The sequence below is a fragment of the Brachyspira pulli genome (genome assembly GCF_036997785.1).
Lineage (GTDB): Bacteria > Spirochaetota > Brachyspiria > Brachyspirales > Brachyspiraceae > Brachyspira > Brachyspira pulli.
On the sequence record NZ_JAWLQI010000016.1, the window covers coordinates 19,700 to 45,474 of the forward strand.

At 27.4% G+C, this 25,775-nt stretch carries 23 protein-coding genes and 1 riboswitch; of the genes, 11 read left to right on the forward strand and 12 right to left on the reverse strand.

Features of this window, described 5'->3' with window-relative positions:
* Positions 1-56: 56 nt before the first annotated feature.
* The 4 genes from R4K56_RS05265 (at position 57) to R4K56_RS05280 (ending at position 4,902) form a co-directional block, all read left to right on the forward strand.
* Positions 57-857: a DUF4037 domain-containing protein gene (locus tag R4K56_RS05265; protein WP_335769292.1), complete on the forward strand. Its 801-nt coding sequence runs from the start codon at positions 57-59 to the stop codon at positions 855-857.
* Positions 858-966: 109 nt separating this feature from the next.
* On the forward strand, positions 967-1,986 hold the full coding sequence (pheS, locus tag R4K56_RS05270; protein WP_335758510.1) for a phenylalanine--tRNA ligase subunit alpha: 1,020 nt from the start codon (positions 967-969) through the stop codon (positions 1,984-1,986).
* 66 nt (positions 1,987-2,052) lie between these two features.
* Positions 2,053-4,476 carry a phenylalanine--tRNA ligase subunit beta gene (gene pheT / locus R4K56_RS05275; protein ID WP_335772197.1) on the forward strand — a complete coding sequence of 808 codons (2,424 nt, stop codon included), beginning with the start codon at positions 2,053-2,055 and terminating at the stop codon, positions 4,474-4,476.
* A 27-nt stretch (positions 4,477-4,503) separates the two neighbouring features.
* Positions 4,504-4,902, forward strand: a complete 399-nt coding sequence (locus tag R4K56_RS05280) for a phosphoribosyltransferase (protein ID WP_335772198.1) — start codon at positions 4,504-4,506, stop codon at positions 4,900-4,902.
* Between the two features lie 254 nt (positions 4,903-5,156).
* Here R4K56_RS05280 and R4K56_RS05285 read toward each other — a convergent pair whose 3' ends face one another.
* On the reverse strand, positions 5,157-6,074 hold the full coding sequence (locus R4K56_RS05285; protein WP_335772199.1) for an Rpn family recombination-promoting nuclease/putative transposase: 918 nt from the start codon (positions 6,072-6,074) through the stop codon (positions 5,157-5,159).
* 224 nt (positions 6,075-6,298) lie between these two features.
* Here R4K56_RS05285 and uvrC point away from each other — a divergent pair, with 224 nt between their 5' ends.
* The 7 genes from uvrC to thiM all read left to right on the forward strand — a co-directional run bounded on the left by uvrC (position 6,299) and on the right by thiM (position 14,711).
* Complete coding sequence (uvrC, locus tag R4K56_RS05290) at positions 6,299-8,140, forward strand: excinuclease ABC subunit UvrC (RefSeq protein WP_335772200.1); 1,842 nt, start codon at positions 6,299-6,301, stop codon at positions 8,138-8,140.
* A gap of 117 nt (positions 8,141-8,257) precedes the next feature.
* Positions 8,258-9,235, forward strand: coding sequence for an AAA family ATPase (locus R4K56_RS05295; protein WP_335772201.1), 978 nt, complete (start codon positions 8,258-8,260; stop codon positions 9,233-9,235).
* A complete protein-coding gene (locus tag R4K56_RS05300; protein ID WP_335772202.1) occupies positions 9,228-9,866 on the forward strand; it encodes a DUF3226 domain-containing protein in 639 nt (212 codons plus the stop codon). Before R4K56_RS05295 ends, R4K56_RS05300 begins: the two co-directional genes overlap by 8 nt.
* Before the next feature lie 105 nt (positions 9,867-9,971).
* Positions 9,972-10,898, forward strand: a complete 927-nt coding sequence (locus tag R4K56_RS05305) for a helix-turn-helix domain-containing protein (RefSeq protein WP_335772203.1) — start codon at positions 9,972-9,974, stop codon at positions 10,896-10,898.
* A 54-nt stretch (positions 10,899-10,952) separates the two neighbouring features.
* A complete protein-coding gene (locus tag R4K56_RS05310; RefSeq protein WP_335772204.1) occupies positions 10,953-11,720 on the forward strand; it encodes a class I SAM-dependent methyltransferase in 768 nt (255 codons plus the stop codon).
* A 43-nt stretch (positions 11,721-11,763) separates the two neighbouring features.
* Positions 11,764-11,867, forward strand: a riboswitch (TPP riboswitch).
* Between the two features lie 101 nt (positions 11,868-11,968).
* Entirely contained in the window at positions 11,969-13,318 is a 1,350-nt protein-coding gene (locus R4K56_RS05315; protein ID WP_335772205.1) for a YjiH family protein, read from the forward strand.
* A 598-nt stretch (positions 13,319-13,916) separates the two neighbouring features.
* Positions 13,917-14,711: a hydroxyethylthiazole kinase gene (gene thiM, locus R4K56_RS05320; RefSeq protein ID WP_335772206.1), complete on the forward strand. Its 795-nt coding sequence runs from the start codon at positions 13,917-13,919 to the stop codon at positions 14,709-14,711.
* A gap of 88 nt (positions 14,712-14,799) precedes the next feature.
* On the opposite strand, the gene thpR is transcribed toward thiM, so the two are convergent.
* The 11 genes from thpR to R4K56_RS05375 form a co-directional block, all read right to left on the reverse strand.
* The gene (thpR, locus tag R4K56_RS05325) at positions 14,800-15,330 is read right to left on the reverse strand and encodes an RNA 2',3'-cyclic phosphodiesterase (protein WP_335772207.1); all 531 of its coding nucleotides are present in this window, start codon (positions 15,328-15,330) and stop codon (positions 14,800-14,802) included.
* Positions 15,331-15,333: 3 nt separating this feature from the next.
* Positions 15,334-15,891 (reverse strand): hypothetical protein, encoded by a 558-nt coding sequence (locus tag R4K56_RS05330; protein ID WP_335772208.1) that lies wholly within the window; start codon positions 15,889-15,891, stop codon positions 15,334-15,336.
* A gap of 34 nt (positions 15,892-15,925) precedes the next feature.
* Entirely contained in the window at positions 15,926-16,501 is a 576-nt protein-coding gene (locus R4K56_RS05335) for a hypothetical protein (RefSeq protein WP_335772209.1), read from the reverse strand.
* 146 nt (positions 16,502-16,647) lie between these two features.
* Entirely contained in the window at positions 16,648-17,373 is a 726-nt protein-coding gene (locus R4K56_RS05340) for a periplasmic-type flagellar collar protein FlbB (protein WP_297297055.1), read from the reverse strand.
* A 151-nt stretch (positions 17,374-17,524) separates the two neighbouring features.
* Positions 17,525-18,679 carry a fused response regulator/phosphatase gene (locus tag R4K56_RS05345; RefSeq protein WP_335757704.1) on the reverse strand — a complete coding sequence of 385 codons (1,155 nt, stop codon included), beginning with the start codon at positions 18,677-18,679 and terminating at the stop codon, positions 17,525-17,527.
* Between the two features lie 12 nt (positions 18,680-18,691).
* Positions 18,692-20,014 carry an FtsW/RodA/SpoVE family cell cycle protein gene (locus R4K56_RS05350; protein ID WP_335759489.1) on the reverse strand — a complete coding sequence of 441 codons (1,323 nt, stop codon included), beginning with the start codon at positions 20,012-20,014 and terminating at the stop codon, positions 18,692-18,694.
* Positions 20,007-22,025: a penicillin-binding protein 2 gene (gene mrdA, locus R4K56_RS05355; RefSeq protein WP_335772210.1), complete on the reverse strand. Its 2,019-nt coding sequence runs from the start codon at positions 22,023-22,025 to the stop codon at positions 20,007-20,009. Before mrdA ends, R4K56_RS05350 begins: the two co-directional genes overlap by 8 nt.
* Before the next feature lie 239 nt (positions 22,026-22,264).
* Entirely contained in the window at positions 22,265-22,924 is a 660-nt protein-coding gene (locus tag R4K56_RS05360; RefSeq protein WP_335772211.1) for a DUF4405 domain-containing protein, read from the reverse strand.
* Positions 22,925-23,298: 374 nt separating this feature from the next.
* Positions 23,299-24,003, reverse strand: coding sequence for a flavodoxin (locus R4K56_RS05365; protein ID WP_335772212.1), 705 nt, complete (start codon positions 24,001-24,003; stop codon positions 23,299-23,301).
* A gap of 47 nt (positions 24,004-24,050) precedes the next feature.
* Positions 24,051-24,884: an SDR family oxidoreductase gene (locus tag R4K56_RS05370; RefSeq protein ID WP_335772213.1), complete on the reverse strand. Its 834-nt coding sequence runs from the start codon at positions 24,882-24,884 to the stop codon at positions 24,051-24,053.
* A gap of 25 nt (positions 24,885-24,909) precedes the next feature.
* Complete coding sequence (locus R4K56_RS05375) at positions 24,910-25,758, reverse strand: aldo/keto reductase (protein WP_335772214.1); 849 nt, start codon at positions 25,756-25,758, stop codon at positions 24,910-24,912.
* Positions 25,759-25,775: the final 17 nt, after the last annotated feature.

A 25,775-nucleotide genomic window follows, 5' to 3' on the forward strand; every position in this document is an offset into this window, starting at 1 on the left:
ATTTTTTCGATTATATTTAGGCTATTATATATATTGTTAATATTGAAGGCTTATTTATGGAAGTATATGATATTATAAATGCATATATTGATATGTCAGTAAATAGGAATGATGTTGATGCGGTAGTGTTGTCTGGTTCTAAAACAAGTTCAATTAATGATGAAATGTCTGATTATGATATATATGTGTATTCTAAAGATAGGATTGATATTGATATAAGAAAAAGTTTTGCTGATAAGTATGCGTCTTATTCTGAAATAGGAAATGATTATTTTGAACATGGAGATGAACTTATATTAAAGGAAAGCGGTATATGTTTAGATTTCATGTATAGAGATTTGTCTTGGGTAGAAGGTGAAATTAATTGGGTCTGGAAAGGATGCAATGCAAAAATAGGCTATACAACTGCATTTTTATACAATATTAAGCATTCTCAAATACTTTATGATAAGAATTGTGAGTTTAAAAAATTACAAGATGAATTAAATACTGAATATCCTCAAAAACTTAAGAATAATATTATAGAAAAGAATTATCAAGTTATGTATGGTAAGAAAATGGCTTCATTTTATAAGCAATTAGAAAATGCAGTAAAAAGAAATGATATAGTTAGCATTAATCATAGAATATCAGCTGTATTATCATCTTATTTTGATATTTTGTTTGCTTTGAATAAACAATTGCATGTAGGCGAGAAGAAACTTGTAGGATATGTATTACAATTATGCGATAAAATACCTTCTAACTTTGAAAATGATATAAAAAATGTTGTATCTTTCAATGCCTTTGATATAAAAAATGAAAATATTTTAGAAAAAGTAAAAAATCTTATTGAAAATATTTCAAAAATTATGTAGATTATTTTTTTATATTTTCAGTAATTTATTGTATTATTTTTATTGTATTGAAAATAATTTTATGTTATATTATAATATAACAGTTAATTTTTTAGTTTAGGGAAAAATCATGTATAATTTAGAGGAGCTTCATAGCTTTTTAAAAAACAGCATAGAAAATGCTAATACTCAAGCCGAAATAGATGATATTAGAATTCGCTATTTAGGACGTAAGGGTCAGATTACAGAACTTTTAAAAAATTTATCTTCTATAGAAAATATAGATGAGAAAAGAGAGTTCGGAAGAAAAATCAATGAAATAAAAAATTATTGTGAAAATGCCTTATCTGAAAAGAAAAATATGCTTTCAGAGAGGGAATTTCTTTCATCTTTGGAAAAAAATAAAATAGATATAACTATGCCTGGCAGAAGACCTAAAGCAGCCAGTGTTAATTTACTTACTAGAGTAGAAGAAGAAATAGTATCTATTTTAACAGAAATAGGATTTAGAGTAGTAGAAGGTAATGAAATAGAAGATGATTTTCATAATTTCGAGGCTTTAAATATTCCTTATTATCACCCTTCAAGAGACAGCCATGATTCTTTCTTTATTTCTAAAGAACATGTACTTAGAACACATACATCAGGTATGCAGATAAGAACTATGTTAGAAACTCCTCCTCCTATAGCAGTAGTTTCCCCAGGAAAATGTGCTAGAAGAGATGCTATAGATTCAAAGCACTCTCCAGTATTCCATCAAATAGAAGGACTTATGGTAGATCATGGAATAAGCTTCAATGATTTAAAAGGTATATTGGAATTATTCTGTAAGAAAATGTTTGGTGAAAAGACACAGATAAGATTAAGACCAGATTATTTCCCATTCGTAGAACCTGGTGCTGATTTGAGTGCTACTTGTGTAATTTGCGGCGGAAGCGGATGTAAAACTTGCGGCGGTGAAGGTTGGTTGGAACTTATGGGGGCTGGTATGATACACCCTAATGTATTTAAGCATGTTGGTTATGATATTACTAAATATACAGGTTTTGCTTTTGGAATGGGTATAGAACGTGTGGCAATGATTAAATATGGTATTACTGATATAAGAATGTTCTACGAAAATGATTTAGATTTCTTAAAACAATGGTAATTAGTTATTTTTTAATATGTTATTATAACATTTTACATATAAGTGAATTAAGTTGAGGATATAATAATGCGAGTTCCATTAAGTTGGCTTAAAGAATTTGTTAATTTAGACGGTTTCAGTGTAGAAGAAATCGCAAAGAAAATAACACTTGCTGGAAGTGAAATTTCATCAATAGAAACAACAGGAGGCGATATACCTGGAGTTATTATTGGTAAAATAATATCTGTACATAAACACCCTGATGCAGATAAATTGAGTGTATGTAAAGTAGATATCGGAGATGGAGATGTTTTGTCAATAGTTTGTGGGGCTCCTAATGCTAGAGAAGGCATATATGTTCCTATTGCAACAATAGGAGCTAAACTTCCTAATGGACTTACTATAAAAAAAGCTTCTATACGCGGTTTTGAAAGTAATGGTATGATATGTTCAAGAACTGAATTAGGATATGAAGAAATAGAAGGTGTTTATGGTATTTGGATATTAGATGATGATATTGAAAAAGTACATGCTGATAAAGATAGTATTTTAGGTAATTCGCTTTCTACTATAGTTGGAAGTACTGATCATATATTCAATGTTGAAATTACAGCAAACAGAGGGGATTTGGTTAGTATTATAGGTTTTGCTCGTGAATGTTCTTTGGTATTAGAAAGAAGAGTTAGTATTCCTTCTGTTAATGCTTATGAGGCAGCAAGCGGTAATATTGATATTACAGTTGAAAATCAAGAAAATTGTTATAAATATGTAGGCAGACTTATAAAAGATATAACAGTTGGTCCTTCTCCAGATTGGATGCAGAACAGATTAAAAATGTGCGGAATTAATCCTGTTAATAATATAGTAGACGTTACTAATTATGTAATGTTGGAATATGGTCAGCCTTTACATGCTTATGATTTTGATAAAGTAAAAGACGGTAAAATTATAGTTAGAAATGCCAGAAATGGTGAAAAAATAAAATTATTAGACGGCAGAGAAGTTGATCTTACAGAAGATGTTTTAGTAATAGCAGACAGTGAAAAGCCTATAGGTGTTGCCGGAGTTATGGGCGGTGATTCTACCAAAATAGAACCTGAAACAAAAACTATTTTAATAGAAAGTGCTTATTTTGATCATATAGCAGTAAAAAAATCTACTATAGTTACTAATACAAAAACAGATGCTTCATATAGATTTGAAAGAGAAATAGATCATACTTTAACACTTGCAGCTTTAAATAGAGTTGTTGATTTAATAGTTACTTTAGATAATGGATGTAAAATAGCTTCAAGATCTAAAGAATTAAATGTAAGACAATTCGATTCAACTATTATAGTATTCGACTGCGGACTTGTAAAAAGATATTTAGGTCTTAATATGAGTAAAATGGAAATATCTTCAATATTTAAAAGATACGGATTTAAAGCAGTTGCTCTTGGAGAGAATAATTTAAAAGTTGAAATACCTTGCTACAGACATGATTTATCTATAGCAGAAGATTTAATAGAAGAAATTGCAAGAGTTTATGGTTATAATAATATAGATTCTAATGTACCTCATATAAAATGTAATCCTATAAATACAGATTATGCTGAATTGAGTTTTGTTAAGCATAGAATGGCTTCTTATGGTCTTTATGAAACAAAACAATATTCTATGGGCGATAGTAATATATTCAAAGCTCTTGGTATAGAGGAAGAAAAACTTATTAAAGTTGCTAATCCTTTAACAAGTGAAATGGACGTTTTAAGACCTACTACTTTAGCTTCTTTACTTAATAGTGTGGTTTATAATCAGAATCACAGACATAAAAACGGGGCATTATTTGAAGTAGGAAATATATTCTATAAAGGCGGAGAGAATTTCATTGAAGAAAAACATCTTTCTGCAGTTATGTTTGGATTATATCAAGAGAAATTATGGAATAAAGAATCAAGAGCTTATGATTTCTTTGATATGAGCGGTGTAATTGAAGAACTTTTAATAAAAGATTTAAGATGTTCAGATTACAATTTAATACCAAAAGAACATAATTGGTTCATACCTACAATGTCTGCTGAAATATCAGTATTCGGAGAAAAAATAGGTGTTATAGGAAGACTTCACCCTAAGATTTTATCTATTTTTGAAATTTCTATAGATGTATATTTCTTGGATATTGATATTAGAAAAACTCTTAAACTTGTTAAAGAAAGAGTAAAAAAACAAAAATTAAGAGAAGTTGGTAAATATCCAGCAGTATTCAGAGATTTAGCTTTAGTTTGCAGCAATGATATAGAATTCAATAAAGTTATTAAGTCTATAGTTAGATTCAATAATATTATACAAAATGTTGATGTTGTTGATAGATATGTAGGCGAACAGGTGGAAGAAGGCAAACAATCTATTGCTATTTCTATAACTTATTATGATCCTAATAAGACTTTGAGAGAAGAAGATATTAATAGCGTTGAAAAATCTTTACTTGAGATGTTAAGTACAAGATTTAATATTACTTTACGTTCTTAATTTATTGTAAATATAGGAGTTATTATAATGGAGTATTATATAATTACTTGGACTGATATAGATGAGGCTATTGAGGTTTTAGCAAAACAAATAGAAGATTCTAAAATTCATTATGAGGTTATTTATGGACTTGCACGCGGAGGATTAGTACCTGCTGTTATGCTTTCTCATAGATTAAAGATTCCTATGGTTCTTAATATGGAAGAAGTTTGGAGATTAAAAGTTAAAAATAAATCAGTTTTAATAGTTGATGATATATCAGATACTGGTGAGACATTAAGATATTTTGATGATCAGAAATTTGATATTGCTACTCTTTTTGTTAGAGAACATACAAGTAAAATAAAACCTAAATATATATATAAAAATATCAATCATGATAATTGGCTTTTATTCCCTTGGGAAACTCAATCTTCAAGTAAATAATAATTAAAAATATTATTAAATTTTAATATAGACAAACATTAATTTATATTTTGTATAAGTTAATGTTTGTTTTTTTATATTTAATGAATATATTTTAGATGTTTTATAATATACATTCTTTATTTATATTATGTACAAATAAATTATTACTAAAAATATTTGTCTAGTATATTTTTATAAATTTTTTATTTCTTTAATTCATTCATAAAAAAATTATTCGCTTAAAAGATCTGATAAATAAATTTATCAGATGCTCATAATTTTTTTATTTCTTCTATACTTAAACCTGTATTTTCACTTATGATTTTTATATCTATTCCAGATTTTTTTAAATTTCTTGCTATTGATATGGCTTTATTTTTTTCACCTTGTTCTATACCTTCAGTTATGCCTTGTTCTTTAGCTTTCTTTAAATCTAATTCTATACTTTTGTCAAAGAAATATGCATCTACTTCGCGTTTTTTATATTTATCCATTACAGGAGTATTATTGAGAAAAGTACGGCATTTCTTTTCAACTTCTTCAAATATAGTATTTTCTTTCATAAGTATAGACATGTTCTCTCCTTTAAAGAATTTTATCCAAGAAATAAATTCTTTATGTATATTATCAAAATTTTCTGATTTTGAAATATCTTTTAAATTGAATTTTGGGATCTCTACAAAATGTAATTGACAATGATCTGTTAGAATTTTATTATTATTTAATTCTTTTAATACATAACAGCTATGTACTTTATCTTCATCTGTTAATATGAAATTTGTAATATTTATGCTTACAGTTGGTTTTAATTCATCATAAAAAGAACCTCTGTTTAAACTGCTGCTATAATTATAAGCCCAATAATATAGAGTTCTTTTTATGAAATCTTCATTACCTCTAGCTTGAATTTCTATTAATACAGTTATTCCTGTTTCTGTAGTAGCTTTAATATCAACTATAGACTCTTTTTCATCATAATTTTCTGCTATATTAAATGGATTTAAAATCTCAATTTTATTAAAAGTTTCAAAGTCTAAATCTTTAAATACAGCATTAATGAAATTTAAAGCTATATTTTCATTGCCTTCATGTGAGAATAAATAACGTATGAAATAGTCATTAATTCTATTTAAATTATCTATTGTAACTGTTTCATTTAGTATTTGTTTTAGTTTTTCTAAATCTTTCATAATTTTATTATACTAAATTAACTATAAATGTAAAGCTACTATAATTTTATTTATTATAAATGAACTATTTTTTTATTTTCAATTTTGATATTGTATAATAAAATATTAATGTATTGCTATATATCTATAAATAAAATATATTAATACCATAAAAATATAGGCTTATTACCTATACTTTGACAAAGTTTTTTATTTTATGTATAATTAATAAAAAGTTGAATATTATGAATCAGGAAGTTAAAAGTTATATACATGATAAATTAAAGCGTATTCCGGATAAGTCTGGAGTATACTTTATGAAGGATTCCAAATCCGAAATAATTTATATAGGAAAAGCAAAATCTTTAAAAAAAAGGGTATCATCATATTTTAATAATTCTAATAAAGATGCCAAAACAACAGCATTAGTTGAGCATATTAGAGATATTGAATATATACTTACAGAAAATGAAGTTGAAGCTTTGATATTAGAAGCTGAGATGATAAGAAAGCATAAACCTCATTATAATATACTTCTTAAAGATCAGAAATCATTTCCATTTATAGCTATTACAAATGAACATTTTCCAAGAGTTATTAAAGCCAGAAATGTTATAGATAAAGAGAATGCCAGAAAATACAAAAAATATTATGGGCCTTATGTTGCGGCTGAAAAGGCTGATAATATAGTTAAGTTTATAATAGATAATTTTAAATTAAGAAGATGTAAATACGAGTTTCCATTAAAAAGACCAATAAGACCTTGTTTGTATCATCATATAGGAAAATGTACCGCTCCTTGTGCCGATTTAATCAAAGAAGAAGATTATGATAAAACAATCGATGATGCTGTTATGGTGCTTGAAGGAAATGTTGATGAACTTGTTGCCAGATTAAAACAGGAAATGTTTGAACATGCTGAAAAGTTGGAATTTGAAGCTGCAAAAGATTTAAGAGATAAAATAGATTTGCTTAAATATATAACAGTAGAGCAAAGCATATATGTTCCGGAAAGCGATGATATTGATATAATAGGTGCTTATGGAGAAAATGGTAATTATGTTATTGTAATATTATCAGTAAAAGGCGGTAAGCTCATAGATAGAAAAACTTTCAGTATGCAGTCGCCTAACAATGATGATGATTATGAAGAAAAAGGATTATCAAAATATTCTGAAATACTTTCTGCTTTCTTTACACAATATTATACCCATGCCAATTTGATACCTGCTTCTATATCAACCGATTTTCCTCTTATAGATGTTGATATAATAAAAGATTATCTTAAACAAGTAGCAGGCAGAGAAGTTGAAATAAGACTTGATAAAACTAGAAAAGGTTTGATGGCAATAGCAAATGAAAATGCAAAACATTTATTCAAAGAAAAAACACTTGTAAGAGAAATTCCTTTAGGCATAACAAGACTTCAGGAAATATTTAAATTAAAGAAAGCTCCTACAATAATAGAATCTTTCGATATAGCCCATATTCAGGGAAGTTATACTATGGCTGGAATGGTAAGATTCGTTAATGGTGTTTCTGATAATAAGAATTACAGAATATTCAATATGAAAACTGTTACTGGTATAGATGACTTCGCTTCCATAAAAGAGGCAGTATATAGAAGATATAAAAGACTAAGAGATGAAAATCTTACTTTTCCAGATTTGATACTTATAGACGGAGGACGCGGACAGCTTAATTCAGCAATAGAAGCTTTGAAAGAACTAGATATTAAAGGACAGCCTATAATGGCACTTGCTAAGAAGTTTGAAGAAATATATTTACCTAATATGTATAAACCAGTTCAATTGAGCGATAATGAACCTGCGAGACTTTTTCTACAGAAGGTTAGAGATGAAACTCACAGATGGGTTAATACAAGTCATGGTAAAAAGAGAAGCAGAGAAATGGTTAAAAGTGAATTAGAAAAGATTGAAGGACTTGGAAAGAAAGGAATAGAAAAGTTATATGCTCATTTTATCAATATAGATAATATTAAAAATGCTTCATTCGACAGCATTAGAAGCATACCGGGAATCAGCTATAAAGTTGCCAATAATATATATGATCATTTCCATAAATAATAAATTGATTGTATTTTAATTTTTATTATGATGATATTAAATATTTGATTTTATTGTAAAAATATAATAATTAGTATATTATTAACATTAATATTATTAAAATATTAAGAGGCAGTAATGGAAAATCATTTTGTTAAAAATATATCTTTTGAAAATTTTAAATGCTTTAAAAAGTTAGAATTTGATGGTTTGAAAAGAGTTAATTTAATAGGCGGACAAAACAATGTAGGAAAAACTTCTTTTATGGAAGGAGTTAATCTTTCAGTATATTCAGAAGATGCTTTGAAACTTCATACTAATATAAGACAAATGATTAAAAGCAGACAAAATGATGATATTGATATAGATTTTTTTTATAATGATGAGGGTATTATTAATATTAATACAAATAAGAAAAATATAAAAATAATATATGTAAAAGATCCTTCAAAAGAAAACATAATGATTACTACTCCTTATTTTAATTTAATTGTTGGTTATAGTGAATTTGAATTAGATATATATGATTTTTGTAATGATAAAATTATAATTAAAGATGATTATCATTTTATACATTCTTTTAAAGCTGATGAAGAATATATCGCATCTTTATATGGTCAATTAATAAATTTGGGCAAAGAAGATTATATTGATAATTCATTAAAAATATTTGATGAAAATATTATTGGTCTTAGACAAATTTTTAATAATAATAAAGTAACATTAAAATTAAAATTAAAAGACAGAGAAAAGCCTGTTTTATTATCTTCATTTGGTGAGGGTATAAACAGATACATTGCTATAATTTGTGCTATATGGGCTAGTAAGGACGGATATTTATTTATTGATGAAATAGAAAACGGCATACATTATACAAATTATCCTAAATTGTGGAAATTAATTTTTGATATATCAAAAGAAGCCAATTGCCAAATATTTGCTGCTACTCATTCAAAGGAATGTATAGAGGCTTTTAATAAAGAAAACAAAGATAATGATGGATTATATTTAGAGTTTTATAGAAATCAAAAAACAGATCTTATAAATATAAAAGATAGAGATAATGAACAGTTAGAATATGCACTTCTTAATAATGGAGAGTTTAGAGGTGAGTAATTTAATAATAGTTGAAAGCAAGAATGATGAATTCTTTATAGAAAGATTAATAGAATATTCTAGTTTAGATAATATAAATGTTCAATATATTTGCGAATTTAAATGTTTAGACGGCATTAATAATCTTAATAAAAAATTAAAAGATATAAAATTTGATAAATATAATAAAATAGGTATTATTTTAGATGCTGATAAAGAAGGAATAGATAAAAGAATTGAGTTTATTAATAAGGCTTTGAAAAATGTATGTAATGATGTGAAGATTACTGCAATAAATAAATTAGAAAAATCTTCTGAACTAGATGTTGATTTTGCATGTTATATTATGAATGTAAATGGATATGGTGAATTAGAAACGGTATTAAAATCAATAAAGAAATCTGATTCTGTTTTTGCTGACTGTTTAGAAAGCTGGAGAGAATGTTTAAAAGCTCATAATAAAGATATAAGCGATAAAGATTTTGATAAGTTCTATATAAGTAACTATATTAGATTTGATACCTGCAGTAAGTCGGATCAGAAACAAGCTAATAAATACTGCAGTTTTGAATATTCTATGAAAAAAGATATATGGGACTTAGATAATAATATTTTAGATGATTTGAAAGAATTTTTAAGATTATTAATTTAAAAAATTAAAATAAATTAATAAAAAATTACAAAAACGCACTAATATAAACTTATAATCTATTATATTTTTTGCATATAGTATAAAGTTTTTTTAAGGTGATATTTAATGAAAAATGATAAAAACTATTATACTATAATACCTTCTGATGTAAGATATGATAAAAGATTAAAGCCATTATCAAAATTAATTTACGGAGAAATTACTGCACTTACTAATGATAAAGGCTATTGCTGGGCTAATAATAATTACTTTGCCGGAATTTATTCTGTGAGTAAAGATACCATTTCAAGAGCTGTAAAACAGTTAGAGGAGTATGGCTATATAAAATGCATTTATGATAAAAGTAAGCAGAATAATGAAAAAAGAAAAATATATATAAAAAATTATGTATCAGCAAAAAAGTCTATACAGTGTAGTAAAAAAAGCATAAACGGTATAGACAAAAAAGCCAAAGATAATAATAAATATAATAACTTAAATAATATAGAGAGTAAAGAAAAATTAGAAGTACAAACAGATAAAATAACATCGAAAATAATATCAGATAAAGAAATAAATTCTCCCTCTCATTGTTTTGATTTATTTGTTAATGAGATTATTAATACTTTTAATTTTCTTACAGGAAGTAAGGCCAGTAAATTATATCAGGTACATTCTTTTAAAACTAAATACAAGCAGGAAGAAATTAAATCAATTTTCTATGATAGGAAATTTGATTGGAAGGAATGTATTGGATTAGCAAAGGAAAAAGTAAAAGACAATGATAATTTATCATGTATATGGCTTGATTTTTTAAGCTATTTAAAAATTTATTTGATTAAAGGCGACAGAGAAAAAACTATTAAAAGACATTACACTAAAGAAGAATTGATAAAAAGAGAAGAAAGATTTAAAGAGATGGAGTTAATTAAAATACAAAGAGAGAAGGAAGAAGAATTAAAAATGCTTGAAGAAGAAAAAAGATTAGGTTTTGACAAGATGACAGAAGATGAAATAATTGAGTTTACAAAAAGAAATTTAAGAAGAGCTTGATTATATTTTTTATTGAAACTATTATATAATAAAATTATAAAAGGATAATAAGTTATGCTTGAGAATAAATATAATGATGAAAAGTTTTTTAATAAATACAGCGAAATGGAAAGGTCTAAATTTGGACTTAATGCTGCAGGAGAATGGGAGAGCTTAAAAAATATACTTCCTTCTTTCGAAAATAAAAATATTTTAGATTTGGGTTGCGGTTACGGCTGGCATTTGATTTATGCTGCCCAAAATAAAGCTAATTTGGCAGTCGGCTGCGATATATCAAGTAAAATGCTTGACGTGGCAAGAGAGAAAACTAAAAATATTGATAATATAAAATTGCTTATGTCTTCTATTGAAAGTATTGATGAAAATATAAAAAATGATGAAGAATTAAAGAATATAAAATTTGATATAGTTTTAAGTTCTTTAGCTTTGCATTATATAGAAGATTTTGACAGAGTAGTAAAAACAGTAAAACTTCTTTTGAAAGATGACGGGTATTTTGTATTTTCAGCAGAGCACCCAATATTTACAGCGTACGGAAGTCAGGATTGGCTGTATAATGATAATGGTGAAATAGTTTGTTTTCCTGTTGATAATTATTTTTATGAGGGAAAAAGAAATACTAAATTTTTAGGTGAAAGTGTTGTTAAATATCATAGAACAATAACAACTTATATTAACACTCTTATCAATAATGGTTTTATTATAGAAAATGTTACAGAGCCTACACCTTCAGAAAAAATGCTTAAAGATAATAAAGAAATGCAAAATGAATTAAGACGTCCAATGATGATTATAATAAAATCTAAAAAATATTGCTTATAGTAGTATATAGTCATTGAAATAATTTTATTTTGTTATATAATATTATAAAAATTAGGGGAGCTTGTAAAGGCTGAGAGTAAGTTTTATAACTTAGACCCTTATAACCTGTTGGATAATGCCAGTGTAGGGAAATATTTTTATTTATTAAAATAAGTTTTCTAAAATTATTTTCATTTTTTAATTCTTATACACTCATTATTTTCATTAAGGTTTCTATAAATTATTAATTTATATTTAAGGAAATTTTTATGAATAATGTTTCAAACTCTGAGAATGTTTTAAAAGACAATGATTTGACCATTAAATACAGTAAATCATCATATTTGAAATTTTTTATTTTAAGTGCTGTAGGTGTATTTATGTTTTTTATCAGCATAAATATTAATGGTGTGAAATCGATACCTATAGATCATTTAGTAAGTTTTATAAGAAAGATACCATTCGTTGAACCTTATTACGGTATAATAATTACTATGATAGGCGGAGTATTTCCTTTTATAAATAAGTCTTGGAATAAAAATAAAACAGAAATAGTATTTTCAATTATTAAACTTTTTGCAATACCTTTTGTTATAATGGCTTATTTCAAATTAGGCCCTGCTGACTTTCATAAACCTAATATGCTTCCTTTCTCTTACAGACTATTAACACAGGTTGCAGTTCTTATACCAATAGGTGCGGTATGTTTATCATTTCTTATTGATTATGGGCTTATGGCTTTTGTAGGAATATTTATGCGTTATATAATGCGTCCTATTTGGAAAACTCCGGGTATGTCATCAATAGATGCTTTGGCTTCTTTTATAGGCAGTTATTCTGTTGGACTTCTCATTACTAATAAAGTTTATAAAGAGGGATACTATTCTACCAAAGAGGCATGTATAATAGCTACAGGATTTTCTACAGTATCAACTACATTTATGGTTGTTGTTGCCAAAACTCTAGGTATTATAGATAAATGGAATATATACTTTTGGGGAACTTTGGCTATCACATTCATAGTTACAGCAATTACAGTAAGACTTTATCCATTAAGAAGTAAATCGGATAAAGGCTATTTGAATAGAGATGTAATTGAAGAACCTAAATTTACAGGAGGTAATATTTTTAGTAAGGCATTAGATGAGGGTGTAAAGGTTGCTGATAAACAAAATAATTTTTTAGATAACATATTAAAAAATCTCAAAGAAGGTTTATTGATATCAATATCTATAATGCCTAATTTTATGGCTATAACTTTTATAGGACTTTTAATAGTTAATTATACACCTTTATTTGATTTTGTTAGTTATATATTTTTACCGTTTACAAAATTACTAGGACTAGGAGATGAGGCTTATACAGTTGCCAAGGCTTGCTCTATAACAATAGTTGAGATGTTTTCTTCTTCAAGTATTATTATGGATTCAAGTCAATTAGCTAAAAGTGTAATAGCTATAGTATGCGTTTCTGAGATACTTTATTTTGCAGCACCTATTCCTTGTATGCTTGCTACCGACATTCCAATAAGGATAAGAGATATTATAGTTATATGGATAGAGAGAATAATATTTTCTTTGATATTGGCGGTGCCTTTTGCATATTTCTTTTTAATATAGCCTAGAGCGTAGGGAAAATAATAAGAAAAATTTTATGTGTATACTAAAAACACAATTTTAAATTTAGGTTATTTGTGGGGACTAGCACCACCGCTCTGCGTACTTCGTAACACCCCAGTTCTTTTGCGACCGTAGGGAGTGCCTGTGGTATTGGCACAAAGAACCTATATCCTCGACAGGCTCGGATACGCTTCGCGAAAGACTGCATTTTTATAGGCTATACCCTATATTTAATAGACATGTTTTTAATATAAAGTTCTAGCATTTGCGTTTTTTGCAACTTTTTTGAGCGGCAAAAAAGTTAATAATATATTTATAAAATATAGAAATTGAGAAAATATATTTATTTACTTAATAAACTTTTATATGCTTTACTAAAGTATAAATAATAATTAGTATTTAATCATACTATTCATATTTTATTTAATTATTTATTTTGTGTAATGATGAGTAATCAACCGCACATATAGTTGACATTTGATAAGATGAAACAGTGCCGTGCGGGAAGGTGCTGCGGCTCGCAGCTGCATATATAGTTAACTTTAATATTTATGTTGCAGTTAAAACATTTATTATAAAAATATTAAGGAGTAATAAAATGAATACTTTACAAAATGACATAGTTAAAGCTATCACAGATATGAAAGCAAAATGCCCATTAGTTCATAACATTACAAATTACGTTGTTATGCAAATTACAGCTAATGCTTTGCTTGCAGTTGGAGCTTCTCCTGTGATGACATTTGAGAAAGAAGAATTTGAAGATATGCTTTCTATTGCTTCATCTCTTGTTGTTAATATTGGAACTTTAACTACAGTTTCTATTGAGGCTATGCATAAGGCTTGTGAAATAGCTAATAAAAAGAATGTTCCTTTTGTTATTGATCCAGTAGGAGCAGGAGCAACAAAATTAAGAACTAAAACAGCTATTGATTTGATTAAAAATTATAATCCTAAAGTTGTTAGAGGAAATGCTTCTGAAATAATGGTTCTTGCAGGAGAGAGCATAAAAACTAAAGGAGTAGACAGTACAGCTAATGTTAATATGGCACTTGAGGCAGGTAAGCATTTAGCTAAAGAATATAATACAGTTGTAAGCATAAGCGGAGAAATTGATATTATAATAGACGGTAATAAAGTTTTATATGTAAGCGGAGGTTCTCCTTTAATGCCTGTTAATACTGGTATGGGTTGTACATCTACTGCTGTAACTGGTGCTATGATTGCAGTTGCTGAGCCTTTAATCGCCGCTGCTTCAGCTATGTGTATAATGGCTTCAGCCGGAGATAAAGCTTCAAAAAAAGCCGAAGGCCCTGCTAGTTTTGCAGTTGCTTTTATTGATGAGCTTTATAAACTTGATATCAATGATGCTGCTAATAGAGTAAGAGAATAAATATTAAACAATAGTGGGAGTTTTATTTGGCAATGGATTTAAATTTTTAAGTCCATTGCTTTTTATTTTTTATATTAGTATATAATTATTAAAAATTAACAGTGAAAATTTCTGTGTAATTTACAAAGTCGCTTTTATATAAAGTTATAGAATTAGCTAAAAAATATGATTGTGTAAATTCTATTTCTTCAATATTTTCTTTTAATTTTTGATTGTTATATACTCTTTTTAATCTTGCTAAAGTTAAATGAGATTTAAAATCTTTTCTGTCGTATTTAAGATTTTCTATATTGTCTAATTTCTTTCTTAAAGTTTTTACATAGTTTTCTAATTCTTCACTTACAGCTTTTATGAATATAACATTTATATCTTTGAATTTATTTGTGAAGTAGGAAATATTTTCAAAGTTTATATTAAATGGAGTAGGCGAGGAGTTTATCACTTCTTTTTTTATTAATTCTATTTGTTCTTCTTTTATCTTATCAAAAAATACTAATGTTATATGCATTTTATCTTTTGATACTTTTTTTAATTCGGCTGTTTTTTCATTTATTCTAAGTATATTAGAATATTTATTTTTAATTTCTTCGTTTAAGTTTAATGCTAAAAATGCTCTCATATATTATAACTCTATATTTAATGATTTAGATATTATTTCTTTTGTAACATCTTTATATAAAATTTTATTCTGTGTTATATTGCCGTTATATTGATTTGTAGTTATTTCATTTCCTATATTGCTTATTTCAAGCATACTAACTTTATTTAAATATATTTGTTTATCATCATTATATTTAAATGTTATATATAATTTTCGGTTGTTCATTATATGATGTTCAAGAGTAAAATAATTATTTTTATAAACTACATTAGCAGTAAGACCGTCTATGTTAAATATAGATGTATTTAATGGAATGCTGCCAATGTATTTATATTGATTATTTTTTTCTATTTGAAATAAAGTATAATAATACCAATATTTATTTTTTAATATTATCATTTCATAGGTACTATTATCTTTAAATCTCATTTTTCTTATTACATTAATTTTTAAATCGCTATCTTCTTTTAAATTACCATTATCAGTGAAATAACTTTCATCTATTTTGATAGGTTTAGAATCTTGAGAATATATGTTAAAAGAAAATAGTATAGTTAATATTAATACAATTTTTTTCATAGCTGATGATTTCCATAATATATTTAGTAACTTTTTATATATCAAGACTTAATAATTTTGATATCATATCCATTGTAACATCTTTATATAAAATTTTGTTTGGAACTACATTGCTGTCAACTTGTTTAGCGGTTTTTTTCATTTCATCTGCATTGTTCTCAATAACTTCTATAATCATACTGGCTTTATTTAAATATATCTTTTTATCATCATTATATTTGAATGTTATATACATTTTTAAAGTTGACATAACACTATGTTCTATAGTGAAATAATCATCTTTATATACTATACTTCCAATAAGTCCTTCTATATTCTGATTAAAACTTTTTAAAGCAATAGTTCCAATATATTTATATTTATTGCTTTGTTCTATTTGAAAGAGTGTGTAATAGTACCAGTTATTATTTTTTGATATTAGCATTTCATAAGATGAATTATCAGTGAATCTTATTTTTCTAATAGCATAAGTTGATAATTTTCTGTTATCCTTTAAGTTTCCATTTTCAGTAAAGTATTTTTCATTTACCTTCATTGGTTTTTCATCAATATTTTGTGAATAAAGATTAAAAGAAAATAAGATAGTTAATATTAAGACAATTTTTTTCATATATTATAATCCTCCCAAATTATAATTAAATATTTATATCTTATAAGAGCCTATTTGTCAATATTTATTTAATTAGGTTAAATAAAAAAGCCCAACTTAAATATTTAAGAAGGGCTTTATTTGTTGTATACTTAATATATTATTATTTACGCACCCATATCCATTATGCCTTCATTTAACATAGCATCATTATTCATTTGATCAGGTAAATAATTTGGGAAATCATTAGGTGAAGAAGGTACTGTATTATTGCCAGGATTAGATCTAGCTTCATATTTCTCTAATATTCTAGCAGCAACATTTGGATCCATCAAACTTAAAAGGTAAGAAGTAGTACTGTTTCTTCCTTCAGCTGCAGCTATAGAATCCATTTCTAATAATACGTCTATGATTAAATCATCAGAACCATTAGCAGCCAATTGATTAAGTAATGCTACAGAATTTTGAGGAGGCATACTATTGATTTTATTAGCCAAATCTGTTAATACCAATTGATATTGAGAAGATTCGTCCATAGTTGCTTGATAATTAGACCAAGCATTTAATAAGTTCTGTCTGTCTTGTTCTATTAATTCAGATTGAGTATTTAATTCTAATGCTCTGCTTGCTATTAAAGATTCCTGAGCTTGTAAATCTTTTTCTCTTAAATTGAAAGATTCTCTCATTTTATTTAAATCTTCTCTTGCAAGTAGTGTCATATCTTCTACTCTTTGTTTTTGTGTAAATTTAGTTAAAAAACCCGGAACATTAGGGGCTATTTTATTACGCATTAAAGTATAATAGTTTACAACTCCAAAGATATCAAACATATAAAGTAATGCTATAAATGCTATTAAATTGACTATAGTTAAAATCGCTATTTTTAATCTCATAACCTTTGTTCACCTTAATAATATTTGCTAACAATAATATAGATAAAACAATAATATGTCAACTAGATTTTGTTATCATAATTATTATCGTAATAATAAAATATTTAGTTATCATATTTTTTTAATATAGGAAATAAAATTTAATGTAAATTTATATAGTTCTTCTTAATATAATCATGCTTATATCATCAGGAAGTACATTATTAGAATAAGTTTTTAATTCTTTGATAATACAGTCTTGCATTATATTTACATTTTTATGACAATGTTTAACGAATATCTTTTTTAAGCAGTCATCTCCAAGCATTTTTCCATCATTTCCAAATATTTCATAAGCTCCGTCAGTAAATATGAATAATAAATCATTATGATTGAGTTTAGTTGTTATATCAGAATAGCTGCTGTCCTCTACCATACCAACTAATGGGCCTTCTGTGTCAATTTCTACAGTTGAATCTTTTGAATGGTATATTGGTTTTGGAGCACCGCCAGATGAACATATAAAATCGCCTGTATCATTGTTGTATATAGCATAAAATACTGAAGCAAATAAACTTTTATCAAAATTTTCTTCTATAAAGAAACTATTCAAAGTTTTTATAAATTCTGCCGGCTGGGTATTTTTTGAATCAATTACAGCATGTGAATCAAAAAAAGACTTTATTAATATAGTGAGCATACTTGCAGCAACTCCATGACCTGAAACATCTACAAGCAATATAGCATACCAACCATCATTAATAGATTTTATTCCTATATAATCGCCTGAAACTTCATTAGGAGCATAATGGTATATAGATATGTCATTTTTGGGAATTGATGTGTTTCCATAAGAAAGTATAGTTTTTTGAAGTTTTGAAGCATATTCTATATCTTGTTTTAATATGTTCATATACATAAGATTTGATTCTATTGCCTTTTTTAATCTTATATATGATTTCATTTTTAACAATAAAACATCTGTGTCCATAGATTTTAAGAAAAATCCGTCAGCACCGCATTCGTAAGATTTTAAACATTCACTTTTATTATCAGTTGCAGTTAAAAATAGTATGGCTATGTTTTTTAATATGTTATCGTTTTTTATATGCTGAGATATACGTCCGGCACCTGCATTAGGAAGCATATAATCTACAAGTATACAATCTGGTATTTTATCATAAGCCATACTTATAGCTTCTTCGCAGGATAAAGCTATATAAGCCAAATAACCTGATTCTTTTAAAAACTTTTGTAAAAAATTTGCATAGTCTATATTGGAATCAACTATTAAAACCTTTTCTGTTAAAATATTACTGCTTTTCATTTCAATAACTTCTTAAACTTGATGTACATATCTTCTTGCCTCAACATTGAAGATCAAACCTATAGATATTGAAAAAGTCCATATAGATGATCCTCCGCTGCTTATAAAAGGCAAAGTTAAACCGGTTATAGGCATCATTCCTACAACCATACCAATATTAATTATAACATGGCATAAAAACATAGCAACAACACCAGATACAATTAAAGCACCTAATCTGTCTTTAGCAAAATATGCCACCATAGTTCCTCTTATAAATATAACAGCATAGGCAAGAACTACTAATGCACTTCCTATGAATCCCCATTCCTCACATATATTTGAGAATATGAAGTCATTTACCTGCTGAGGTATGAAATTTAATTGTGATTGGCTTCCATTTAAAAATCCTTCACCAAATAAACCTCCGCTTCCTACGGCTATGAGTGATTGTATGATATTATATCCTGAACTGAGCCTTGTTAATTGAGGGTTCATAAATACTAATAATCTTTGTTTTTGATATTCTTTTAATCCTATATCGAAAGTTAAAGCTGCTCCCATACATAAGAATAATACAAAGAATGTGAATGATAATAAACCCACATATTTACTGTTCATATAGAAATTTAATGTAAGGAGTAGGGCAGATACAAAAAGGAATATTCCTGCCAAATAACCTATATATATTCTTTGAGATAAAAAGTTAAAAAGTATATTATCAATATCATCAGACATTCTTTTATATTCTAGGAACATAGGTATTGAAAGTCCTACAACACCAATACTTATTAATGCTATAATATATCTTGTAGGAACACCGCCGACAAAAAGCATTATAAATACTATAAAGCAGTATACAAGTACAGTACCTAAGTCAGGCTGAAGCAATACTAAACCTATTGGTATTGATATAAAAAGACCAGCCAAGGCAAAATATTTAATCTCTTTTATCTTATCTCCTATTTGATCCAAATAACCAGCTAAGAATATAATAACGACTATTTTACCAAATTCAGAAGGCTGCATACCAAATAACCAACTGCTGCTGCCGTTTACTGTAGTTCCTACTCCAGGTATTAAAACTAGAATAAGAACTCCAAGCATAGGTATGTATAAAGACATTCTATGTTCAGCTAATTTTGTGTAATTTATAAACATACTTATAAATACCAAAACAAGCCCAGTAGCACAGAAAAATATGAATTTCAAGAACATCCAGCTAGTTTTTCCTGATTCTGGAGAGTATGTAGAAGAATATACCGCTATAGCTCCAGCAACCATTAAAAATATAACAGCTGCTAATATTTTCCAATCGAAGACAAATAATTTTTTTAATTCTTTTTTATCATTCATATTTTATCCTTTCATCATCTTCTTTATTTTCTTTTTCTTCTTCTTTTTGCTGATCTCCGTCAATATTTTCTAAAGTTTCTTCGTTTTCCTTAGCTTCTGCTTCTGCTTTCATTTTTTCTCTAGCAAGTCTTATTTGCTGATATATATACTGCATTCTAGCATAAATTACGTTTCTAGCTTCTACAGCATCTTCACCGCCAAGTATAGAACGAAGCATTGCTGTAGCAATAGGGCCAGCAGTAGTACCGCCACCGCCACCACTATGCTCTAACATAACAGTAACGGCTACCATATCATCAGTAGGTCTTGAATTGTAAGGCCCGAATATTGTAACCCAAGTATGGTCTTTACCTTGAGCGTTTTGTGCTGTACCTGTTTTTGCTGCTAATTTTATATTAGGAGACCAAGCACCATTTCTAGCAGTACCGCCTGTTACAGCCATTCTCATACCTTCTTTAACTACTGTAAATATGTTCTTGTCTATATCTAATTTTTTAATTACTATTTTATCATTATTGTATATAACCTCATCAGTTTGAGAACTTCTTATTTCTTTAACAACATGAGGTCTGTACATTACACCGTCATTAATTATGGCAGAAGTTGCCATATGTACAGCTATAGGAGTAGCAGACATATAACCTTGACCCATAACGTATTGAATAGTGTCACCGTCCCACCAATATTCACCGATTTTTCTTCTTTTCCAATCGGCACTAGGAACAACTCCAACTTTTTCACCAGGTAAATCTATGCCTGTAACATCGCCGAATCCTAACATTTCAGCGTATCTTTTGATGAAGTTAGGTCCTAATTCATAAGCCAAGTTATAGAAATATGTGTTGCAAGAGTACTGAATAGCTCTGTACATATTAACATATCCATGCTGACCTGTACATCTGTAGAATCTGTTTTCAAGAAGCATACCGCCGCCGCAGAATCTTGTAGTATTAACTCCTATTCTTTTTTCAGCCAATGCTCCAACAGCAGTTACAAGTTTAAATGTAGAACCTGGAGGATATCTACCTCTTATAGCTTTATTCCAGAATGGGTTTGCTGGGTTATTGATAAGTTCTGCATACTTTTGTCTGTCTATTTTACCTATAAATATGTTAGGGTCATACCAAGGAGAACTTACCATAGCTAATATTTCACCTGTAGTAGGTTTTGATACTATTACAGTACCAACTTGACCTTTTATTAAGTCTTCAGCGTCTTTTTGTATTTTAGAATCTATACTTAATATAAGTTTTTTTCCCGGTATAGGCTTTCCTATTGCAGGGCTTATAGTTTCTTTTACTCTGTTTCTTGAGTCTACTATCCATTGTACATATCCGTCTATTCCTCTAAGCTCTTTATCGTAAAACTGTTCTACACCTTCTTTACCTATTACGCTGTTTCTTCTGTAGCCTTCAGCCTGTTTGCTTTCAAATTCTTCCTGAGATATATTTCCTATATACCCAAGTACATGCGTCATAGTTTCGCCAAGAGGATAGTGTCTTATAGATTTGCTTCCATAATATACTCCGGGATATTCTTCTGACCTTTCAGCTAAATAACTCATTTGAGACATTGATATATTTTCTGATATCTCTACAGATTCATAGCTGTTTTTTGAAACTTTTTCTAAACTTGATTTTATATGTCCTAAATCTATATTAAATACTTTTGATACTCTGTATAGTAATTCTTCTCTTTCAAAATAATTCTTAGGTAAATAAACAGGAATCATATACATTGTGTAGGTTTTGATGTTTTCAGCAACTATAATGCCGTTCCTATCGTAAATTTCCCCCCTGTATGCATCTATAGGAATAATTTGTTCCTTATTGTTTCTAGCTAAGCTATCATAATGTTCATTTTCTATTATCTGTAAATAAAATAGTCTAACCAGAAGCAGAGTTGTTACCAATATTGATATTATGAATACAACTATTAATTTCTTCCTATATTTAAAATCTTCACTTATTATTTTTTTATCTTTGTTTAATTCTATTTCTAAAAAATTCATTTAATAAACCTTTTACCTTTTAAGAATCATTATTAATATAATAATATTATATTAACAAAAAAATTTTATCAATACTATAAATAACGGTATTTTATATCATATTATTGAGTGCATGTTAAATATTATGTTAATTAATGTTTACTAAAATAATACAATATTTTACATAAAATTTAAATACAAAAAAGCGACTTAAATATATAAATTTAGCCGCTTTATTTATATTTATTATAGTTTTGATATTATTTATTTTTATTATTTATATAATTATTTAATTTTTGAATATAGTATGGTATAAATATGAATAAACCCATAATAGATATATAATCAGTGAAGAATAATATTACAGGCTCTTCATAATCAAAGAAAGCAAACTCCACAAGTAAAAACATTTTATTATATAGTCCTCTTTTAATAAATGAAATAACTCCATATAATGCTATTAATGAAGCTATTATTATAGATACTTCTTTCTTTATATTTATAAATTTTTTGCTCATATTTATGAACATACCCCAATGCATTCCCAAATGTGCCGACATAAATATGAATCCCCAAGAGTTTGAAATCATATGTAGGCGTCTTGTGAACATTCCGCTATTATGAATATTAAGAAAACCTAATACCCTTTGAGAGAATAGTATACCGCTTATCATTAGTCCTGCCATACATATAAAAAGCATAGTATTAATAAATGTATTTAATGTTCTGTTAAAACTGTATTTTCCTTTTGGCAAGTTTTTATACCAATGAAAATTTAGTATATGATGAAGTATAAAAAATATAAAAAGCGAGAAACCTAAATATTCATGTATAGCATCGCCTGTAAAATGATATGCCATTAAAATGAAAAAAAGCAAAGTCATTATTATATCTATTATTATTTTAATTATTTTCTTCATAAATAAGTTCCTCCTTTTTATATAATATAATTGATTGTTTTTAGCATATACCTAAACAACTATATTTTGTCAACCGCTAGCTGCGGCACCTTCCCGCACGGTACTATTCCATCTTATCAAATGTCAACTATACGTGCGGCTGATTATTTATTATTGCACAAAAATTAATAATTTATCTTACATGTAAGATAATTTTAGTATGATTTATACTAATTTTATACTTGCACTTTCGAGAAGCGTATCCTAGTTTATCGAGGATATAAGGTTCTTTGACGAAGTCCGCAGAGCGTATGCGGCGAGAAAAAGAACAACAAAAAACTGATAAACTTAAAAATTTTTATTAATTTATTTTTCAAAAAACTACTATTATAATTTTAATAATTTAATTTTCTCACCCAATCTACAACTTTACTTTTTGAATTTTTCACCTCTGGTCTGTATACTCCTATAGGCTCTAATACTTTGCAGTCGGCTGGAAGTAATTTTTTTAAATCTCTTATTGTTCTTGAAAGTCCTCCTGTTCCATGTGTACAAAATGGTATTATAGTTTTTCCTGATAAATCATAGCTTTCAACGAATGTAAATACTGCCATAGGACATGTATACCACCAATTTGGAAAGCCTAAAAATATAACATCATAATCATCTATATTATTAACTTTGTCAGTTAATGCAGGTCTTTCATTATTATCTCTTTCTTTTCTAGCTTGATTCAAACATTCATCATAATCGCTTGAATATTTATTTTGAGTTTTTATGCTGAATAAATCTCCTCCTGTTTCTTCCTGTATCCAAGTAGCTATTAATTCAGCATTACCTGGAGAAAGTACGCTTGCAGAAGTTTCAGCGTTTACATCAATAGAGGCCGGATTTTCTACTACTGTGTTATCTGACCAAGTGAAATATGCTATTAATATTTTTGAACCGCTTTGAGTATAATTTATATTTACGGTTTGTTTTTCTGAATTTTCAATATTAGAAACCATGTAATCTGTTTTTATTGTTTTGTCAGAATTATTTTTATTACTGCATGATGATAATATAATTATTGATAAAAGTATAAATATTAAATTTTTCATAAATCCTCCTTAAATAGATTTTATAATTTATGATTAGTATTAAAGTTTTATTTATTGTTTGATAATTCTCCGTACCACCAAGATGCTGTTACGCCGCCGTCCATAAGAAAATCGCTTCCTGAAATAAATGATCCTCTGTCAGTCATTAATAGTTCAGCAACATTGGCAACATCATCTGGAGTTCCGGCTCTTTTAGAAGGACAAAGATCAAGTATTCTTTTATACATTGCTCCTCTTGGGCCGTTCAATTCATCATTAGCTAATGGAGTGATTATTATTCCGGGACTTATTGAATTTAGTCTTGCTCCTCTTTTACCCCAATTACCAGATTCATACATTACTCTAAGACAATTGCATCTTTTTGATAATTGATAAGCTTTTAATGTATCAGAAGCTTTTTCTAGTATAGGCATAGATAATAATTCTTCTGTAGGTGTAGTTGCAAGCATTTTATTTTCTTCATCAGTTAAAGAGCCTAAACGATATCCAGATTGAGAAGATATTATTATTCCGCTTCCGCCTTCTTCTATTACTTTGCCGAATTCCTCAAGAAGTACAGCTGTTCCATATAAATCAACTTTTAAAATATCTTCAATTGGTGCTTGAGAAGGTGAAACACCTGCCGCATTAACAAAATATTTTATTTTTCCTAAGCCTTTTGAAAAATCTATAAGTTTTAAAATTGATTCTCTCGAAGAAATATCAGTCTCACATACTGATGTTTGAAATCCTGCATTGTATAATGTTTTGGATTCTCTTTCAGCATTTTTTATATTGAAATCGGCAAGTACTATATGTTTTCCTATGCCCATTCTTCTTGCTATAGCAATTCCTATAGATCCGGCTCCTGTTAAAACTAGAACATCTTTATTATTATTCATTTCTATTCTCCTTATATTTATTAAATTATTCAAGGACCCTTTCTGATAAGAGTTTTACCATTTTATGATCCTGATGAGAGAAGAAAGAACTTTCATTTTTATCAAGAGATGAAATTAACTTTATGTCGCTGTCATCTAATTCAAAATCAAAAATATTGAAATTTTCTTCCATTCTTTCTTTTCTAACACTTTTAGGTATTACTACTATATTTCTTTTTACAAGCCAATTTAAAATTATTTGTGCTGCTGATTTATTATATTTTTTAGCTATACTTAATAATATTTCATTATTAAACATATTGTTTCTTCCTTCAGCAAAAGGAGCCCAAGACTGCATTTGTACATTATATTCCTGCATAATAGTTTGATAATCATTTTTTTGATAAAATGGATTTACTTCTACTTGATTTACAGTAGGTACTATTTCATTATGCATTATTAAATCAACTAATCTATCAGCAAAGAAATTGCATACTCCAATAGCTTTAATTTTTCCATTTTTGTATAATTCTTCCATGCATCTCCATTCTCCATAATAATCACCGAAAGGCTGATGTATTAAATACAAATCTAAATAATCTAATTGAAGTTTTTCAAGAGAATTATTAAATGCTTTTTCAGTATCTTCATAACCGTTTTTTTGTATCCATAATTTTGTTGTTATAAATAATTCTTTTCTATTTATACCGCTTTCTTTTATAGCATCTCCAACAGCTTTTTCATTTTTATATGAAGCTGCTGTGTCTATTAGTCTGTATCCTGTTTCAATAGCATTTAATACTGCTTTTTTACATTCATCATAATCTTGAATTTGATAAACTCCAAAACCTAAAATAGGCATCTCTAAACCATTATTTAATTTTACGTATTTCATTTATAAATCCTTTTAAA

Excerpts from the sequence above, each read along its gene's own strand:
- R4K56_RS05285 (WP_335772199.1), bottom strand. The coding sequence starts at position 6,074 with ATGAAAGATTTAGAAAAACTAAAACAAATACTAAATGAAACAGTTACA.
- R4K56_RS05360 (WP_335772211.1), bottom strand. The coding sequence starts at position 22,924 with ATGAAGAAAATAATTAAAATAATAATAGATATAATAATGACTTTGCTT.
- R4K56_RS05265 (WP_335769292.1), top strand. The coding sequence starts at position 57 with ATGGAAGTATATGATATTATAAATGCATATATTGATATGTCAGTAAAT.
- thiM (WP_335772206.1), top strand. The coding sequence starts at position 13,917 with ATGAATACTTTACAAAATGACATAGTTAAAGCTATCACAGATATGAAA.
- R4K56_RS05330 (WP_335772208.1), bottom strand. The coding sequence starts at position 15,891 with ATGAAAAAAATTGTATTAATATTAACTATACTATTTTCTTTTAACATA.
- R4K56_RS05375 (WP_335772214.1), bottom strand. The coding sequence starts at position 25,758 with ATGAAATACGTAAAATTAAATAATGGTTTAGAGATGCCTATTTTAGGT.
- R4K56_RS05350 (WP_335759489.1), bottom strand. The coding sequence starts at position 20,014 with ATGAATGATAAAAAAGAATTAAAAAAATTATTTGTCTTCGATTGGAAA.
- thpR (WP_335772207.1), bottom strand. The coding sequence starts at position 15,330 with ATGAGAGCATTTTTAGCATTAAACTTAAACGAAGAAATTAAAAATAAA.
- R4K56_RS05295 (WP_335772201.1), top strand. The coding sequence starts at position 8,258 with ATGGAAAATCATTTTGTTAAAAATATATCTTTTGAAAATTTTAAATGC.
- R4K56_RS05335 (WP_335772209.1), bottom strand. The coding sequence starts at position 16,501 with ATGAAAAAAATTGTCTTAATATTAACTATCTTATTTTCTTTTAATCTT.
- R4K56_RS05370 (WP_335772213.1), bottom strand. The coding sequence starts at position 24,884 with ATGAATAATAATAAAGATGTTCTAGTTTTAACAGGAGCCGGATCTATA.
- R4K56_RS05345 (WP_335757704.1), bottom strand. The coding sequence starts at position 18,679 with ATGAAAAGCAGTAATATTTTAACAGAAAAGGTTTTAATAGTTGATTCC.
- R4K56_RS05315 (WP_335772205.1), top strand. The coding sequence starts at position 11,969 with ATGAATAATGTTTCAAACTCTGAGAATGTTTTAAAAGACAATGATTTG.
- R4K56_RS05280 (WP_335772198.1), top strand. The coding sequence starts at position 4,504 with ATGGAGTATTATATAATTACTTGGACTGATATAGATGAGGCTATTGAG.
- R4K56_RS05365 (WP_335772212.1), bottom strand. The coding sequence starts at position 24,003 with ATGAAAAATTTAATATTTATACTTTTATCAATAATTATATTATCATCA.
- pheT (WP_335772197.1), top strand. The coding sequence starts at position 2,053 with ATGCGAGTTCCATTAAGTTGGCTTAAAGAATTTGTTAATTTAGACGGT.
- R4K56_RS05310 (WP_335772204.1), top strand. The coding sequence starts at position 10,953 with ATGCTTGAGAATAAATATAATGATGAAAAGTTTTTTAATAAATACAGC.
- mrdA (WP_335772210.1), bottom strand. The coding sequence starts at position 22,025 with ATGAATTTTTTAGAAATAGAATTAAACAAAGATAAAAAAATAATAAGT.
- R4K56_RS05305 (WP_335772203.1), top strand. The coding sequence starts at position 9,972 with ATGAAAAATGATAAAAACTATTATACTATAATACCTTCTGATGTAAGA.
- uvrC (WP_335772200.1), top strand. The coding sequence starts at position 6,299 with ATGAATCAGGAAGTTAAAAGTTATATACATGATAAATTAAAGCGTATT.
- R4K56_RS05340 (WP_297297055.1), bottom strand. The coding sequence starts at position 17,373 with ATGAGATTAAAAATAGCGATTTTAACTATAGTCAATTTAATAGCATTT.
- pheS (WP_335758510.1), top strand. The coding sequence starts at position 967 with ATGTATAATTTAGAGGAGCTTCATAGCTTTTTAAAAAACAGCATAGAA.